The 15,708-nt window shown below is 67.3% G+C and carries 19 protein-coding genes; 11 read left to right on the plus strand and 8 right to left on the minus strand.

Annotation, left to right across the window (positions count from 1 at the left end; genetic code table 11):
* Genes C5689_RS09925 through C5689_RS09950 form a run of 6 tightly spaced genes read left to right on the plus strand, consistent with a single transcriptional unit; the run spans position 1 to position 5,340 of the window.
* On the plus strand, positions 1–1,245 hold the full coding sequence (locus C5689_RS09925) for a beta-ketoacyl-[acyl-carrier-protein] synthase family protein (RefSeq protein ID WP_108917120.1): 1,245 nt from the start codon (positions 1–3) through the stop codon (positions 1,243–1,245).
* Positions 1,246–1,653: a hypothetical protein gene (locus C5689_RS09930; protein WP_108917121.1), complete on the plus strand. Its 408-nt coding sequence runs from the start codon at positions 1,246–1,248 to the stop codon at positions 1,651–1,653.
* Complete coding sequence (locus tag C5689_RS09935) at positions 1,650–2,069, plus strand: MaoC family dehydratase (protein WP_108917122.1); 420 nt, start codon at positions 1,650–1,652, stop codon at positions 2,067–2,069. The genes C5689_RS09930 and C5689_RS09935 overlap by 4 nt, the downstream gene beginning before the upstream one ends.
* Positions 2,069–2,863 (plus strand): SDR family NAD(P)-dependent oxidoreductase, encoded by a 795-nt coding sequence (locus C5689_RS09940; protein ID WP_167398706.1) that lies wholly within the window; start codon positions 2,069–2,071, stop codon positions 2,861–2,863. The genes C5689_RS09935 and C5689_RS09940 overlap by 1 nt, the downstream gene beginning before the upstream one ends.
* Positions 2,860–4,041, plus strand: coding sequence for a glycosyltransferase (locus tag C5689_RS09945; RefSeq protein WP_108917124.1), 1,182 nt, complete (start codon positions 2,860–2,862; stop codon positions 4,039–4,041). Before C5689_RS09940 ends, C5689_RS09945 begins: the two co-directional genes overlap by 4 nt.
* Positions 4,042–4,047: 6 nt before the next feature.
* Positions 4,048–5,340, plus strand: coding sequence for a glycosyltransferase family 2 protein (locus C5689_RS09950; RefSeq protein ID WP_174800234.1), 1,293 nt, complete (start codon positions 4,048–4,050; stop codon positions 5,338–5,340).
* A 53-nt stretch (positions 5,341–5,393) separates the two neighbouring features.
* On the opposite strand, the gene C5689_RS09955 is transcribed toward C5689_RS09950, so the two are convergent.
* Positions 5,394–5,999, minus strand: coding sequence for a YqgE/AlgH family protein (locus tag C5689_RS09955; RefSeq protein WP_108917154.1), 606 nt, complete (start codon positions 5,997–5,999; stop codon positions 5,394–5,396).
* Between the two features lie 210 nt (positions 6,000–6,209).
* Here C5689_RS09955 and C5689_RS09960 point away from each other — a divergent pair, with 210 nt between their 5' ends.
* Entirely contained in the window at positions 6,210–7,004 is a 795-nt protein-coding gene (locus C5689_RS09960; protein WP_108917125.1) for a protein-disulfide reductase DsbD domain-containing protein, read from the plus strand.
* Positions 7,005–7,120: 116 nt separating this feature from the next.
* On the opposite strand, the gene rnhA is transcribed toward C5689_RS09960, so the two are convergent.
* The 3 genes from rnhA to ispH are packed head-to-tail and all read right to left on the minus strand — an operon-like array spanning position 7,121 to position 9,537.
* Positions 7,121–7,570, minus strand: coding sequence for a ribonuclease HI (gene rnhA, locus C5689_RS09965; RefSeq protein WP_108917126.1), 450 nt, complete (start codon positions 7,568–7,570; stop codon positions 7,121–7,123).
* Positions 7,567–8,532, minus strand: a complete 966-nt coding sequence (gene thrB, locus C5689_RS09970; RefSeq protein WP_108917127.1) for a homoserine kinase — start codon at positions 8,530–8,532, stop codon at positions 7,567–7,569. Before thrB ends, rnhA begins: the two co-directional genes overlap by 4 nt.
* A 33-nt stretch (positions 8,533–8,565) precedes the next feature.
* Positions 8,566–9,537 carry a 4-hydroxy-3-methylbut-2-enyl diphosphate reductase gene (ispH, locus tag C5689_RS09975; RefSeq protein WP_108917128.1) on the minus strand — a complete coding sequence of 324 codons (972 nt, stop codon included), beginning with the start codon at positions 9,535–9,537 and terminating at the stop codon, positions 8,566–8,568.
* Positions 9,538–9,688: 151 nt separating this feature from the next.
* On the opposite strand from ispH, the gene C5689_RS09980 reads away from it, so the two are divergent.
* Positions 9,689–10,420, plus strand: a complete 732-nt coding sequence (locus tag C5689_RS09980) for a DUF937 domain-containing protein (RefSeq protein WP_108917129.1) — start codon at positions 9,689–9,691, stop codon at positions 10,418–10,420.
* 2 nt (positions 10,421–10,422) lie between these two features.
* On the opposite strand, the gene C5689_RS09985 is transcribed toward C5689_RS09980, so the two are convergent.
* Positions 10,423–10,590, minus strand: coding sequence for a Flp family type IVb pilin (locus C5689_RS09985; protein WP_018266747.1), 168 nt, complete (start codon positions 10,588–10,590; stop codon positions 10,423–10,425).
* A 300-nt stretch (positions 10,591–10,890) separates the two neighbouring features.
* Here C5689_RS09985 and C5689_RS09990 point away from each other — a divergent pair, with 300 nt between their 5' ends.
* Positions 10,891–12,264, plus strand: coding sequence for a glutamate--cysteine ligase (locus C5689_RS09990; protein ID WP_108917130.1), 1,374 nt, complete (start codon positions 10,891–10,893; stop codon positions 12,262–12,264).
* A 40-nt stretch (positions 12,265–12,304) separates the two neighbouring features.
* Here C5689_RS09990 and C5689_RS09995 read toward each other — a convergent pair whose 3' ends face one another.
* A complete protein-coding gene (locus C5689_RS09995; RefSeq protein WP_146188370.1) occupies positions 12,305–12,613 on the minus strand; it encodes a hypothetical protein in 309 nt (102 codons plus the stop codon).
* Between the two features lie 194 nt (positions 12,614–12,807).
* A complete protein-coding gene (locus C5689_RS10000) occupies positions 12,808–13,551 on the minus strand; it encodes a 16S rRNA (uracil(1498)-N(3))-methyltransferase (RefSeq protein WP_108917132.1) in 744 nt (247 codons plus the stop codon).
* A gap of 176 nt (positions 13,552–13,727) precedes the next feature.
* On the opposite strand from C5689_RS10000, the gene C5689_RS10005 reads away from it, so the two are divergent.
* Both C5689_RS10005 and ubiA read left to right on the plus strand, forming a co-directional pair.
* Positions 13,728–14,144, plus strand: a complete 417-nt coding sequence (locus C5689_RS10005; RefSeq protein ID WP_108917133.1) for a hypothetical protein — start codon at positions 13,728–13,730, stop codon at positions 14,142–14,144.
* A complete protein-coding gene (gene ubiA / locus C5689_RS10010) occupies positions 14,141–15,094 on the plus strand; it encodes a 4-hydroxybenzoate octaprenyltransferase (RefSeq protein WP_108917134.1) in 954 nt (317 codons plus the stop codon). Before C5689_RS10005 ends, ubiA begins: the two co-directional genes overlap by 4 nt.
* Here the strand turns inward: ubiA and C5689_RS10015 are convergent.
* Complete coding sequence (locus tag C5689_RS10015; RefSeq protein ID WP_108917135.1) at positions 15,085–15,615, minus strand: DUF6101 family protein; 531 nt, start codon at positions 15,613–15,615, stop codon at positions 15,085–15,087. The genes ubiA and C5689_RS10015 overlap by 10 nt on opposite strands.
* Between the last annotated feature and the right edge of the window lie 93 nt (positions 15,616–15,708).

Raw genomic sequence — 15,708 nt, forward strand, 5'->3', positions numbered from 1 at the left:
ATGGCCGCTTCGTCCGCAGGCGTCGGCGAGCGTCGGGTCGTTATTTCGGGAATGGGGACGGTCTCGGCGGCCGGCGTCGGAACCGCGGCGCTGTGGACGGCGGCCAGAGACGGAGTGTCGCAAGTCCGCCCCCTGGTGACCGAATATCCTTATGACGGCCGCATAAAAATCGCCGCGCAGGTTCCGGATTTCGACCCGTCGAAATATCTCGAGAAGGCGCTTCTGACCTTCTGCGATCCGTTCACGCAATTCACGCTGGTCGCCTCCGACGAAGCCGTCGCCCAGGCCGGCTTCGCGCGCGAGGAGCTCTCCGGCCCGCGCGTCGGCGTCATCATCGGCTCCGGCATCGGCGGGATGACGACGATCGACCATGGCTTGCGCCATTACTATCAGGAGCGCATCCGCCCCGATCCGTTCAGCGTGCCGCGCCTCATTCCGAGCGCCGCGCCGACGACGCTCGGAATGCGCTATTCGGCCCATGGCCCCACATTCGCGCTCGGCAGCGCCTGCTCCTCGGCGAGCCAGGCGGTGGGGCTCGCCGCGCAGATGATCCGCTTCGGCCTCATGGACCGCGCCATCGTCGGCGGGGCCGAGGCCTGCGTCATCAACGGCACCATTCGCGCCTGGGAAGGGCTGCGCGTGATGACGCCGGATTTCTGCCGTCCCTTCTCCACCGGCCGCAACGGCATGACGCTCGGCGAAGGCGCCGCGGTCTTCGTGCTGGAGACGCTGGAATCGGCGCAAAAGCGCGGCCATGCGCCGCTCTGCGAGCTCGCCGGCTATGGCACGACGAGCGACGCCAAGGATTTCGTGCGCCCCGACATTGAGGGAATGACCGGCGCGATGGAGGCCGCCCTCGCCGACGCCGGCCTCGGCCCGGAGGCGATCGACTATCTCAACGCCCATGGCACAGCGACCCATGCGAACGACATCACCGAGGCGGCCGCCATCGGCCGCGTGTTCGGCGAGCGCGCGGGACGTCTGCCGGTCTCCTCGACCAAGCCAATCCACGGCCATGCGCTGGGCGCCAGCGCGGGCCTCGAGCTCGCCCTGACGATCCGCGCTCTGCAGGAGCAGATCGCGCCGCCGACGATCAATTTCCTCGATTTCGATCCGCGCTGCCCGATCGACGCCGTGCCCAATGAGGCGCGCCGCGTCGAGATTCGCACGGCCATGTCCAATTCCTTCGCCTTCGGCGGGATCAACGCCGTGCTGATCGTGCGCGCGCTCGCGGGGGAGGCCTAGATGGCCGGCGCGCCCGAGAGCGGCGAGACGCGGATCGGCCCGCTGCCCGTCTGCGCGGATGAAGAGCGCGTGATGCGCTATCGCCGCGAGACCGGGTTCCCCGATACGCTGGAGAAGATCGTGCCCGTCGCTTTTCCGGCGGTGTGGATGGCGGCGCCCGAGATCGACTCGGCGATCCGCGCGCGTCTCGGCGACGCCGATGTCGTTCCCGTGCACGAGTCGCAGAGCTTCCATTATTTCGCTCCGCTGCGCGTCGACGAGAGCTACGCCTTGACCGTCTCCGTCCGCCAGGAGGCGGAGCCGCCGCGTCTTTCCGTCAACGCCAGCGTCACGACGATCGGCGGCGAGCCGCGCCTGCACGCCGAGACGCTTTTGCGCATCGTGCCGCGCCCCGCGTGCCTCGCGTGAGCGGCGCGCGCCTGCCGGCGATCGGCGAACGAACGCCCGACTGGCGGATCGGCCCCTTCGACGCCGCCGCGCTCCAAGCCTATGCGGCGGCCTCCGGCGACGCCAATCCGCTGCATCTCGACGATGATCTCGCCCACGCCATCGGCTTCCCCGCGCCACCCGTCCATGGCATGAAGCTTCTCGCGGCCTTCGAGCCGCTGCTCTGCGCCTGGCGGCGCGATTTGTTTCTGGCGCGGCTCTCCGCCAAATTCGTGCAGCCGGTGCTGCGCGGCGAAGAGGTCACATTGTCGGGCCGCGTGCTGCGATCATCCCCCGAGGAGGGCGTTTTCTTGCGACTTCTGGCCTATGGCGCGACACGCGCGCCGGCGCTCGTCGGCGAGGCGCTGATGACGGCGCCGCGAAAGTTCCGCCCGTGATGCGCGGGGCGAGACGCATTCTCGTCACCGGCGCGTCGAGCGGCATCGGCCGCGCGCTGGCGCTGCGCTATGCGCAGGAGGGGCGCAACCTCGCCCTCTTCGGCCGCGACGCCGCGCGGCTGGAGGCGGTCGCGGCCGACTGCCGCGCCAAGGGCGCCGAGGCGGAAGTCACGATCGCCGATGTGCGCGATCGGCCCGGCATGGCGGCGCGCATCGCCGAGGCGGACACGCGCGACCCGCTCGATCTCGTCATCGCCAACGCCGGAATCTCCACCGGCCTTTCGCCGGGCCAGATCGCCGAGGACCCGGAGGCCGTGCGCGGCACGCTGTCCATCAATGTGCTCGGCGTGTTCAACACGGTGGAGCCGGCCATAGAGGCGATGACGGCGCGCAAACGCGGGCAGATCGCCGTCGTCGGCTCCATGGCGGGGCTGCGCGGCCTGCCCTATTCGCCGGCCTATTGCGCCAGCAAGGCGGCGGTTCATCTCTATGCCGATTCGCTGCGCGGCGCCCTCGCCCCGCATGGCGTGCATGTGAGCCTGATCGTCCCCGGCTTCGTGGCGACGCCGATGACCGACAAGCTGCGCGCGTGGCAGGCCGGAAAGGTGAGCGACGAGAAGGCGGCAGAGATCATCATGCGCGGCCTCGACAAGCGCGCCGCGGTGATCGCCTTTCCGCTCTTCGTCTATTATGCGATGAAGCTGTTTGCGATGCTGCCGCCCCGCGCCGTCGATTCGGCCATGCGGCTCTTCGAAGTGGCTGTGCCTCAGACCCACGAACGGGAGACGCCGTGATCGACAGCATCCTGTATTCGCTCGTCGTTCTGTCGGCTGTGTTCTGGGCCTGCTCCGCCTTGCTGCTGCTCCTCTCGGTGACGGCGGCGCTCATTCATCCCTGGCTCGTCGCCATGCGCGGGAGCAGCCGGGAGCAGCCGCCCGTCTCCCTGGTCCTGCCGGTGAAAATGCTGGACCAGGGCTTCGAGCGCGCTCAAGAATCCGCTCTCGCGCAGACTTATCCACAATTGGAGGCGCTGGCCTCGGCGACGGAGACGGAGTCGCCCGCCATTGCGGCGATGCGCGACATTTTCGCGCGCCATCCACAGATCGAGTCGCGCATTCTCCACTCCACGGCGCGTTTCGCCGCGAGTCCCAAGGTCGACAATCTCTTCGCGCCCTTCAACGCGGCGCGCAACGATGTGATCTTCATGAAGGACTCCAACATCGTGCTGGAGCCGGACGACCTTTCCGAGACGATGCGCCATTTGAAGCCCGGCGTCGGCATGGTCTGCGCGATCCCCTATGCCGCGCGGCCGGAGAATTTCGGCGCCCTCGTCGAGGCGGCGATCATGAACGGGCCGCATCAGCGCATGTTGTTCGCCGCCTCCGCGCTCGGCGGCGGCTTCGGCGTCGGCAAGATCATGCTGTTTCGCCGCAGCGACTTTTTGCGCGCCGGCGGCTTCGCCGCGATCGCCCATACGGTCGGCGAGGACAACGCCACCGCCAAGGCGCTCGGCCGCATCAAGCTCCGCACCGTCTTCTCGCATCGGCTGGTGCGCCAGGAATTGGGCGAGCGCGATCTCCGCGACGTCTACAATCGGCAATTGCGCTGGAGCGTGGTGCGCCGCGACGACGAGATTCTCTCCTTCCTGGCGGAGCCCTTCTGCCAGGCGCTGCCCGCCTTCGCGGCGGCGGCGATCGGCTCCCCGCTCGTCGGCGTCGCCCCCACGACGGCCTTGACCGTCACTTTTTGTTTGTGGCTAAGCTCGGAGACGCTGCTTTCCTTCGCCAAGGGATGGAAAGTAACCTGGGCGGCGCCGGCGATTTTCCTGGCGCGCGAGGCGTTGATGTTCGCCGTGTGGCTGCACGCCTGGACGGCCACCAAGGTCGTCTGGGCCAAGACGACGATCGACACGCGCTCCTGCGGCGAGACGGCCGCCGAAATGGAGCCGCAGGTCGCGAAGGAAGAAGGATAAAACCGCTTGATCCTCGCTCTTCTGCAATTTCTCGTCGATAGCGTCTGGCTCGCCGCGGCGCTGATCATGATTTCGATCGGCGCGGGCTTCGTCGCCATCATCGCCCGCTTCCTCTTCGATCAATTGCGCGGCGCACGCGATCCCGAGGCCGTCGCTTTGCCCGAGGATGAGCTGCCGCATGTGCTGCTGCAAATCCCCGTCTTCAACGAAGCCGAGGTGACGGAGCAGGCGCTGCGCTGCGTCGCCGAGCTCGATTGGCCCAGGGACCGGCTGCATATTCAGCTGCTCGACGATTCGACCGACGAGACGCCGCAGCGCGCCGAGGCCGTGGCGATCGAATTGCGCGCCAAGGGCGTCGACATTCATCATGTGCGCCGCGCCGATCGCTCCGGCTTCAAGGCCGGCGCCTGCGCCGAGGGGCTGAAGCTCTTCGACGCGCCCTATATCGCCATGCTGGACGCCGATTTCCGCCCGCCGGCCGATTGGCTGCGCCGCACCGTGCCGCTGCTGGTGAAGGACGATCGCGCCGGCTTCGTGCAATCGCGCTGCGAATTCTCCAATTATCGCAAGAATTGGCTGACGCGGGCGCAAGGTCTCGTGCAGGACGGCCATTTCCTGGTCGAGCAGCGCACGCGCGCGCTCGCCGGCTGGCTGTTCCAATTCAACGGCACCGGCGGAATCTGGCGCCGCCAGACGATCGAGGCGGTCGGCGGCTGGTCCGATTACTCGTTGTGCGAGGATTTGGACCTCACCGTGCGCGCGGCGCTCGGCGGCTGGCACGGCATCTTCGTCTCCGAGCCGCCAATTCCCGGCCAGGTGCCGGAGGGGCTGCGCGACTATCGCCGCCAGCAGCGCCGCTGGTCCAACGGCTTCGTGCAAGTGGCGCAGAAGACCGTTCTGCCGCTGTGGAACGCGCCCTGGTCATTGACCCGCCGCGTCGCGGCGATCGTGCTGATCGTGCATCAGATATTCTTCCCGACGGCGGCGATCGGCCTCATCTGCCTGCTGCTCGGCGTGATCCTGCGCGGCTCTCTGGCGCCCTATCTGCCGGTGCTGGAGTTCATCTTCCTCGAGACGCTGGTCGTCGTGCTCGGCTTCACGCTTCTGCCTTATCTGGCGCTGAAGCGCGGCTCGCTGAACGATTATGTGAAGACGATGGTCTCTGTGCCGCCGCTGATGATCTATCTCGCCTTCTCCAATGGCGCGAAGATTTTACAGACGATGCGCGGCCGCAAATCCACCTTCAAGCGCACGCCGAAGACGGAAGTGGGCGCGGCGACGATTCAGGAGGCGGAGTGAAACGGAGCGAGTAGCGAATAATGACGCTATTTCTATTCGCTAGTCGCTGATTTTCACGCATGTCCCGCGGCGGACGACAGCCGCGCCAGATCGATGCCGATGAGGCGCAGGGCGCGCGCGTATTTCGACTCGAGATCGGTGTCGAACAAGATGGACGGATCGGCCGGGCAGTTGAGCCAGCCATTGTGCTGAATCTCGTTCTCGAGCTGGCCGGGGTCCCAGCCGGCGTAGCCCAACGCCAGCAGCGCTCGATCGGGCCCCTCGCCGGCGGCGATGGCGCGCAGAATGTCGATGGTGGCGGTCAAGGACACGCCGTCGTCGATCGGCAGCGTCGAATTGTCGATGAAGAAATCCGAGGAATGCAGCACGAAGCCGCGGTCGGTCTGCACCGGCCCGCCTTGCAGCACTTGAATGGTCTCGGTCTCCTTGGGCAGGCTGATGCGCTCCTGCGGCGCGATGATCTGCAACTGCACCAGAAGATCGGGGAAATTGCGGACCTGCGAGGGCTGGTTGACGACAATGCCCATGGCGCCGTCTTCCGAATGGGCGCAGAGATAGACGACCGAGCGGGCGAAGCGCTGATCGACCATGCCGGGCATCGCCACCAGCATCTGCCCGTCGAGATAGCGCCTGCCGGAGGATTTGGAGCCCGCGCCCATCTCGGGGCCCGCCTCGGGGCGGATGATCGGGGCGGAAGAGCCGGCGACGCGCGACCCCGCCGACCGCCGGGCTGCGCGGACGGCCGCTCTCTCGAGGCCTTGTTTCTTGCCGACCGGGCTCATAGGGTCATACTACGCGCGGCGCCAACGCATAACAAGCGCCGTTCTACGTAGCGAAAACCGGCGCGGGGGGCGCCCCGAGGACTCCTGATGCCCATTCGAAATTCCACGGCGGCGGCGCTCGCCCTCGCTCTTCTCGCCGCGCCCGCGGCCGCGCAGGACCAGGACTTCGCATCGCCCGTCGCCCGCGGCGCCCATTCGGGCGCGCGCCTTCTCTCGGCCGGCGCGCCCGATGGCGGCGTCTATCGCCTCGGCCTCGAGATCACGCTCGATCCGGGGACCGTCACCTATTGGCGCAGTCCCGGCGACGCCGGCGCGCCGCCCGTTCTCGATTTCTCGGGGTCGGAGAATGTCGCCGCCGTGGAGACGCTCTATCCCGCGCCCAAACATATCGCCGAGGCCGGCATGACGGTCGCCGGCTATGACGAGAGCCTGATCTTCCCATTGCGGGTGACGCCCGGGAAGGCGGGCGAGCGCGTGGTGGTGAAGCTCGCGCTGGATTACGCCGCCTGCGCGCAAATCTGCCTGCCGGTCAAAGCGAAGCTCTCCCTCGCTCCGCCGACAACGGGCTCCTCCCCCTTCGCGGAGACGCTGGCGGCGGCGGAGATTTTGGTTCCGCGCCGGATCGCCGCGAGCGAGGCCGGGAAATTCATCGCGGTCGCGCGCGCCGGCGCCGGCGCATGGACGCTGCGCTATCTCGGGCCGGGGAAAGCGGCGGATGTCTTCATCGAGGCGCCGGAGCCCTTCATCATCGACAGCGTCGCCGATGGAGAGGGCGGCTTCGCGCTGAAGCTCGGCGAAGGAAAGCTGGAGGGCGCCATCGCCGCCCGCGCGACAGTCCGAACGGAAAAAGGCGGAGTGGAGTTGCCGCTGACGCTGGATTGAGCCTTACGGGCAAAAAATTAGGGGCGCAGCCTCGGCTGCGCCCCTGAGTAGAAGAAGAGCTCTGCCCGATTGATTTGGTATTTAGAGTCTCATTCGGCAAGGGGCGCCGGCCGCATTCAGCGCGCTTTCGACTGAAACGGCGCCATGCCTTTGCGGGCGAGCGCGTCGGCGCGCTCGTTCATCTCGTCGCCGGCATGGCCGCGCACCCAATGCCAGGCGACAGCGTGACGCTCGGCCGCGGCGTCGAGCCGCGTCCAGAGGTCCATGTTTTTCACCGGCTTGCGGTCCGCCGTCTTCCAGCCGCGCGCCTTCCAGCCCTTCAGCCAGGAGGTGATGCCGTCGCGCACATATTGCGAATCGGTGTGGAGATCGACATGGCAGGGCCGCGTCAGCGCCTCCAGCGCCTCGATCGCGGCGGTGAGTTCCATGCGATTATTGGTGGTCCCCGTCTCGCCGCCGCAAATCTCCTTCTCGCGCTCGCCGAAGCGCAATATGGCGCCCCAGCCGCCCGGGCCGGGATTGCCGGAGCAGGCGCCGTCGGTCCAGATGGCGACGCGTCCGCTCATGTGCGCAGACCATAGTCGCTCGCGGAGCGTATGGTCTTGTGGAAACGCAGGCGCGCGAGATATTCGCGCGGGTCCTTGGGCCGCACCAACGCGCCTCGAGGCACATTCAGCCAATCGACGAAGCGCGTCAGCAGAAAGCGCAGCGCAGCGCCGCGCGCGAGCAGCGGAAAGGCGTCCGCCTCCGCCTCCGTCAGCGGACGCGCACGCGCGTAAGAGGAGAGAAGCGCCGCGCCCTTCTCTGCATCATAGGCGCCGGCGGCGTCGAAGCACCAGGCGTTGAGGCAGATGGCGAGATCATAGGCCAGCGAATCGACGCAGGCGAAATAGAAATCAATGAGGCCGGAGACGCGATCGCCGAGGAAGAACACATTGTCCGGGAAGAGATCGGCGTGGATGACGCCCTCCGGCAGGCCGCTGGGCCAATCGCGCTCGAGCGTCTCCAGCTCCGCGGCGACGATCGCGCCCAAATCCTCCGCCACCTCGCCCGCCCTCGCGGCGAAAGGCGCATAGAGCGGCCGCCAGCCGCCGACCGACAAAGCGTTGGCGCGGCGCAGCGGGAAATCGGCGCCGGCGAGATGCAATTGCGCCAGCGCCTCGCCGAGCCGCGCGCAATGGGCGGGCTCTGGATGATGGACGGAATAGCCGTCCAAAAAAGTGACGATCGCCGCCGGCCGCCCGGCGAGCCGCCCGAGCGCCGCGCCGGCGCGGTCGCGCACCGGCTGCGGGCAGCCGAGGCCTTTGGCGGAGAGATGCTCCATCAGCCCCAGGAAAAAGGGCAGATCGGCCTCGGCGACGCGCTTCTCATAGAGGGTGAGGATGAAGCTGCCGGCGCTCGTATGCAGATAATAATTGGAGTTCTCGACCCCTTCGGCGATGCCCTTGCAGGACAAGAGCGCGCCGAGGTCATAGCCTGCGAGAAAGGCGATCAGCTCCTCGTCGTCGACATCTGTGTAGACGGCCATGAGTTCCGCGCGGTTGGAGAAAAGCGAGGCGCGTCAGGCGAGCGCGCGCAGCTCCTTGGGGAGCGGGAAGGCGACGTCTTCCAGCGCGGCGGACACGGTCTCGACGGAAATCTCATAGCGCTCGGCGAAAGCCTCCATGATCTCCTCGACCAGCACCTCCGGCGCCGAGGCCCCGGCGCTGATGCCGAGCGAAGCAATGCCGGCGAACATGCTCCAATCGATCTCGCTGCGGCCCTGGACCAGCTGCGCCGGCGCGCCGGACCGCTCCGCCACCTCGCGCAGGCGCTGCGAATTGGAGGAATTGGGCGAGCCGACGACGAGCACCGCATCGACCTGCGGGGCCACTTGCTTCACCGCCGCCTGGCGATTGGTGGTCGCATAGCAGATGTCCTCCTTATGGGGACCGACGATCTGCGGGAAGCGCCGCGTCAGCGCGCTGACGATCTCCTGCGAATCGTCGAGCGACAGAGTGGTCTGCGTCACATAGGCGAGATCGGCCACATCCTCGAGCCTCAGCTCTTCGACCGCCTGGACCGATTCGACCAGCTCCACCGCGCCCGGCGGCAGCTGGCCCATGGTGCCGACCACTTCCGGGTGGCCGGAATGGCCGACGAGCAGCACTTTGCGCCCGCGCTTGTGATGAATCTCCGCCTCGCGATGCACCTTGGTCACCAGCGGGCAGGTGGCGTCGATCGCCAGAAGATTGCGCGCGGCGGCCTCGGCGGAAACAGATTTGGCGACGCCATGGGCGGAGAAAATCACCGGCGCCTTCGTGTCCGGCACCTCCTCCAGCTCCTCGACGAAGATCGCGCCTTTTGCCTTCAGCGCCTCGACCACATAGCGATTATGGACGATCTCGTGCCGCACATAGACGGGCGGCCCGAATTTGGCGAGCGCCCGCTCCACCGCGTCGATCGCCCGCACGACGCCGGCGCAAAAGCCCCGCGGCGAGCACAGAAGAATCTTCAACGGCGGCTTCGGCGACGGGCGGTGCTGAATATTCATTCTCTAGCGCCTCTTGATCGAAAGGGGGCGGCCGAAGCGCGCCGCGCTGTGATGTCCCGCATGGGGATAGCTGTCAAGCCGAGCGCCCGCTCCCTCGCCGCCTGCCCGAAAATCTGCTACACAAGCCATCGACGAAGACTGGCCCGCGCCGATGCCGGAGTGTCTCGCGGCCCATCTCGCGGTCTATGAGGGGACGGGGGCGAATATGTCGAATATCGTCGATATAATACAGTCCGCTCAAGGCGGCCAGATCATCGAAAATCTCTCGGACCGCTTCGGTCTCGCGTCCTGGCAGACGCGCGCCGCCGTCGATTCGCTGCTGCCGGCGCTGGTCGCGGCGCTGAGCAAGGCCGCCGAGCAGCCCGATTCGCTGCGCCCCCTCCTCGACGCCGCCAATGACGCCGCCCATCGCGCCGCTTTCGAGAATGCCGAGGAGGCCCATTCGCAGGCCAGCCTCGACGGCGGCGACGCCATTGTCGCGCATCTCTTCGGCTCGGCCGCAGCCGCCGGCGAGGTCTCGCAATTGGCGGCCCGCGAGAGCGGCCTGCGCGCCGATGTGCTGCAGCGCCTGCTGCCGGTTCTCGTCTCGATCGCCGCCGGCGGGCTCGGCTCGACGCTGGAGCGCCAAGGCGTCGCCGCCGTCTTGGATCAGCCGACGGAGCCGCCGGCGCCGCCGGCGCCGAAGGGCGGCTGGCTGACCGGGCTATTTGCGAGCTTGTTCGGGACCAAGCCGGCGCCGCAGCCGCAGACGGCCCCGCCGGCCGATGCGCTCCAAGAGGCGCTGGATCATATCCGCAAGACGCTCACGGCCCCGGCCGACGCCGAGCGGCGGCCCGATCTCGACGAATTGCTGGGACGGATTTTCACCTCGGCGAGAGGCTGACCTCAGGTCAGATTATTGGCGACGGGGAGATAATAGGCGGCCGAGAGCTTGGTGCCGATGATGCGCGTCGCCGCCAGGATCACGATCGAGAGGAAGAAGCCGATCATCGCATATTCGAGGGTCGTCGCTCCGCTCTCGTCCGCCAGAAATCGGCGCAGGCAATTCGGCATGGGTCAAATTCCTCGAGCGGTCCGGCCACGGCGGTAGTCCCGCCACGGGGGCGCGGCCAGCGCCGAAGCAGAAATTAAGCATAATTCGTCTCGAAAGGGTTAAGCCGCCGTGTACTCTGGCGCGCGGGCCGGAGCGGCGGTCTTGCGCGCCGGCGGCTTTTCCGCCAATGCAGCAGCCGGAACGCATATTGCTTCGGCGCCGAGCCGGAAGCGCTGTCGTTCGCGCCCGCCCTTTCGCGCTCGCCGGAAGGGAAGTCGACCTATATGGACCGCTGCGCCGGTCCTCACTGAAAGTTGCTGATGGCTCGCGACGTAAACGATACGACGCCGATCACGTCGCGCAATGCGCTCGTGGAATGGTTCGAGGCCGGAATCAAGACGCCCGACGATCTCAATGTCGGGACGGAACATGAGAAAATCCCGTTTTTCGGCGAGAGCCGCGCGCCTGTGCCCTATACGTCGCCGGCCGGCGGCATAAAGGATTTGCTCGAAGGATTGGGGGCGGCGCTCGGCTGGGAGCCGATCACCGATCGCGAGGCGATCATCGGCCTCTACGACCCGCATGGCCAAGGGGCCGTTTCGCTGGAGCCGGGCGGCCAATTCGAGCTCTCCGGCGCGCCTTTGCCCACGGTCCATGGCGTAAAGGACGAGCTCGACGCTCATTTCGCGGCTCTGGAGCCGGTGGCGCGTCGTTTCGGAATCTCCTTTCTCGATCTCGGCGCGAGCCCCAAATGGCGGCGCGCCGAGACGCCCGCAATGCCCAAGCAGCGCTACGGGATCATGGCCGCCTATATGCCGAAGGTCGGCGCGCTCGGCCTCGACATGATGTTCCGCACAGCGACCATCCAGGTCAATCTCGACTACACCTCCGAGAAGGACATGGTCGACAAGCTGCGCGTCGGCCTGGCGCTGCAGCCGATCGTCACCGCGCTCTTCGCCAATTCGCCCTTCATCGACGGCGAGCCGACCGGCTTTTTGTCGCAGCGCTCGCAGATCTGGCGCGACACCGACGCCGACCGCACCGGAATGCTGCCCTTCGCCTTCGAGCCCGGCATGGGCTTCGAGCGCTATGTGGATTATGCGCTCGACGTGCCGCTCTATTTCGTCAAACGCGGCGAGGTCTATCACAATGTCGCCGGCGCGAGCTTCCGCGATCTATTGGACGGCAAGCTCGCCGCTCTGCCGGGCGAGCGCGCGACAATGTCGGACTGGGCCAATCATTTGGGCGCCATTTTCCCGGAGGCGCGGCTCAAGCGCTATCTCGAAATGCGCGGCGCCGACGGCGGGCCGCGCTCGCATATGACGGCCCTGCCGGCGCTCTTCGTCGGGCTCTTCTATGATCGCGCGGCGCTGGACGGGGCGCTGGCGCTGATCGAGGGCTGGAGCGCCGAGGAGCGGGAGACGCTGCGCGCCGATGTTCCACGCCTCGCGCTGGCGGCGCGCATCAAAGGCCGCAGCGCGCTCGAGATCGCCCGCGACATGTTGGCGCTGGCGCGCGCCGGTCTCGCCCGTCGGGGAAAACGGGACGCGCAGGAGCGCGACGAGACAATCTATCTCGCCCCGCTGGAGGAGATCGCCGAGAGCGGCCGCACGCTCGCAGAGCGCCGGCTCGAGGCCTATCACGGAAAATGGGGCCGTTCGGTCGAGCCGGCCTTCATGGATTGCCTGCTGTAATAGGAGCGACGCCCCACGCCTCTACGCGCGCGGGCGGCGCTCAGCGCGCGTAGAGGCCGGCAGCTCCCGGCGCGCGCACATAGGAATGGCCGATCGGCCGCATTCCATCCTGCGACCCGACCGGGCCGCCGAGCCCCCCGGCGCGCACATGGCCGCCGAGACGCACGCAATTGTCGGAGCCGGCGACCGGGACGAACCCCTCGCCGAAACGGGCGCAGCGTCCATTGGGGGGAATTACGCCGGTCGTCTGCGCCTGCGTCGCCGGCGCGCCGATGGCGGCGCAAAGGCAGAGGCAGGCGACAATCCAGCGGACGTCGAGCCCGCGAGCTTCGGCGGTGAAAACGGTCATTCGCAGATCAGCCTCGAAAATGTCTCGCATCGCAACAACCGAATGGGCGATTTGCGCCGCGCCTCGATGTTGCCGCCCGATGTTTACCAACTCGTTACTTCGCACGCTTCGACGCGAGAGGTCACGCGACGGCGACCACTTAGGTCCAATAAGGTCGAATAATCGTGGCAGCATCGTGTCGCTGCGGAAAGCCGTCAACTCCAATCTCCGAGAACCGCCTGAACCATGGCGAGCGCCGCGACGGCGGCGGTGTCGGCGCGCAATATGCGTGGGCCGAGCGCGAGGCGCGTGGCGAGCGGGGCGACGAGAATCATCTCCCGTTCCTCGGGATCGAAGCCCCCCTCCGGGCCGACCAGAACGTCGACGCCCCTATGCGCCGGCGCCGCGCGCAGAGCGGCGATCGGATCGGCGAGCTCGGCGTCCTCGTCGCAGAAGACCAGCAGCCGTTCCGCCTCCCGCGCGGCGAGATAGGCATCGAGAGAGCGCTCCTCGACCACCTCCGGCAGGCTCAGCACGCCGCATTGCTCGGCCGCCTCCGCCACATTGGCGGAAAGGCGCTCCAGATTGACGCGGCGCGCCTGGGTGCGGCGGGTGATGATCGGCGCGAGCCGCGAAACGCCCATTTCGGTGGCCTTTTGGGCCATATAGTCGAGACGCGCATGTTTGAGCGGCGCGAAGCAATAATGAAGATCGGCGCTCGCCGTCTGCGCGCGCAGTCGTTCCTCGACGACGAGAATCGCTTTGCGCTTCGCCACTTCCGCGAGGCGCGCGCGCCATTCGCCGTCGCGGCCGTTGAATAGCAGAATTGCGTCGCCCTCGCGCAGACGCAGCACATTCAACAGATAATTGAGCCGGTCGGCGTCCGGAATGATACGCGCGCCGGCCTCGAGGCGCGCCGCGACGAACAGCCGCTGCGCGGAGAATTCATAACGTGACACGAGCTTTCCCGGAGCGTGAGAGGCAGGCCGCCATCAAGCCGCCGCTTTATCCGCGAAACTGCCGGATGCTTGCAAGGGGCGCAAGTCTCTTGCTAAGACCGCTTAAACCATAAAAGGGGAACGCCGCCATGAGGGCAAGGAGCGGTATCGCGCGGAACGCGCGGGCGATTGCAGGCATGATCGCAGGCGCGCCGATATTGGGAATTCTTCTTGCGACAGCGGGAGCGTCGACCGCTCTGGCCCAGTCCTGCCAGGAGGATTTTCAGAAGCTCTCGCAGCGGCGCATGTCCCAGATCCAGACGCTCAACAATATCGGCAAGGCGTCCAAGGGCAAGATGGACCCGATCGCGGCCTGCCCGGTGGCGCGCAAGCTCGTCTCCATAGAGACCGAGATGGCCGCCTATATCGATAAGAACAAGGAATGGTGCAACATTCCCGACGCTATGGTCGACGGTTTCAAGCAGGCGCGCGGCAAGACGCAGACTTTCGCCGCCCAGGCCTGCGCGGTCGCCGCCAAGGCGAAGAAAATGCAGGAAGAACAGGCCGCAGGCATCGGCCCGCAGGCGCAGAAGCTGCCCGCCGGCCCGCTGTGAGCGCTGCGGAACGGCCTCAGGACGAGCCACGGCTGCCCGACGCCGTCGCCGACCATCCGCTCTGGCGCCTCGCGCCGGACCCGCTCCGTCCCTATGTGCAGCTCGCCCGCCTCGATCGGCCGATCGGCTGGTGGCTGCTGCTGCTGCCCTGCTGGCAGGGGAGCGCGCTCGCCGCCGCGGCGCTCGGGACGCCGCCGAATGTCTGGCATTTGCTGCTCTTCTTCATCGGCGCGGTCTCCATGCGCGGCGCCGGCTCCACCTATAACGACATCGTCGATCGCAAGATCGACGCGAAGGTGGAGCGCACGCGGCTGCGTCCGCTCGCCAGCGGCCGCGTCTCCTTGCGCGCGGCGATCGCCTTTCTCGTGGCGCAATGCCTCGTCGGCCTCGGCGTTCTTCTGTCCTTCAACGGCTTCACCATCGCGCTCGGCTTCGCCTCGCCGCTGATCGTGCTGATCTATCCTTTCGCCAAGCGCGTCACCTCCTGGCCGCAGGCGGTGCTGGGGCTGGCGTTCGCCTATGGCGCGCTGCTCGGCTGGACGGCGCTCGCCGGCGGGCTCGGCCTACCGGCCGTCCTCCTCTACGCCTCGGCGATTTTGTGGACGATCGGCTTCGACACGATCTATGCGCTGCAGGACAAGCGCGACGACGCGATAGCGGGCGTTCGCTCGACGGCGCTGCTGTTCGGCGCGCATGTGCGTCTCGCCGTGGGCGCGCTCTATCTCGGCTCTGTCGTCTTCGCGGAATTGGCGCTGCTCACGGCCGATGTCGGCGGCTTCGCGCAGCTCGGTCTCGCCGCCTATGCGGCGCATCTTTGCTGGCAGGTCTATCGGACCAACGACGCCGCCACGCCGCAAGTGGCGCTCATGCTGTTCCGCTCCAATCGCGACGCCGGCCTGCTGCTCTTCGCCGGGCTCGCGGCGCAGAGCGCCATACTCGCTTATTCATAGCAGACGATCTCGCGCTCGCCCTGATAGACCGTCGCCATGCGCTCGCCCTCGCCTTCCTTGCGGCGCGCGCAGAAGCGCGGGCGGCGCTGGACGACGGACGTCTTCTTGCGGCGCGCGATGGCCTCGCGCAGAGCGACGCCGCCGAGGCGCGGATCGATTGTCTCGAGCGCGCCGCCACGCGCGGCGAGGCGCGGCAGATCGAGATAGGAGGCCCAATATTTCCAATCGGCCGAGATTGCGCCGCCGTCAGCCGTCTCGGTGAGGACGACGTCGAGATCGGGGTCCTGATGGGCGAGCGACAGCCGATAGGAGGCGCCGCCGTCCCGGCTCGGCTCGACGTCGAGAGCGACGCCGCGATAGGCCTGCACCGGCACGCTGATCATCATGGACACTCCGGCGAGACGCCGGGAAATCAGAATGTCGCGCCGGCCGACGCGCACCTGGCGCTGGCCGCCGTCGGCGCGCCGATCGCGTTGGACGGCGAATTGAAGCTGCGTCTCCGCAATGCTGGTCTCGAACATGCGCCCGTTCCTTCGATCGTGATCTTGGCGTTTGGTCCCGCCTTTTCTGAGGGGCATGTTGGGCGACGGCTCGGCCAAAGCTCGCTAACAAGG

The sequence above is a fragment of the Methylosinus sporium genome, assembly GCF_003113265.1.
In the GTDB taxonomy this organism is placed as follows: Bacteria; Pseudomonadota; Alphaproteobacteria; order Rhizobiales; family Beijerinckiaceae; genus Methylosinus; species Methylosinus sporium.